The organism is Rhodococcus sp. PAE-6 (genome assembly GCF_025290685.1).
Taxonomy (GTDB): Bacteria; Actinomycetota; Actinomycetes; order Mycobacteriales; family Mycobacteriaceae; genus Rhodococcus; species Rhodococcus pyridinivorans.
This window is the reverse complement of sequence record NZ_JAOCLZ010000261.1, coordinates 1-233: the sequence shown is the minus strand read 5'-3', so window position 1 is coordinate 233 and position 233 is coordinate 1. Positions and strand designations below refer to the sequence as shown.

The following is a 233-nucleotide window of genomic DNA, read 5'->3' as shown; positions in this document are numbered from 1 at the left end:
GACGGTCGCGTCGCTCGCACCGCTCGCACTGCTCGCCGGCTTCGCACCCGCCGCGAGCGCAGCAGCGGACACCGCCACCCGAGGACTGTGGACAGTCAGCACCCGCGGAGACACCGTGCTGGTGAAGCTGATCTACACCACCCCACCGGACGAGTACTACACATACCTCTGCGTCGCGGCGCTCGGCACCGGCGAGTCCGGAAACGCGGAGATCTACCGAGCGAACTACCAGA

At 67.8% G+C, this 233-nt stretch carries 1 pseudogene; it reads left to right on the top strand.

What is annotated here, in order from left to right:
• A pseudogene (locus tag NVV99_RS26950) lies at positions 1-233 on the top strand (hypothetical protein); the annotation flags it as partial.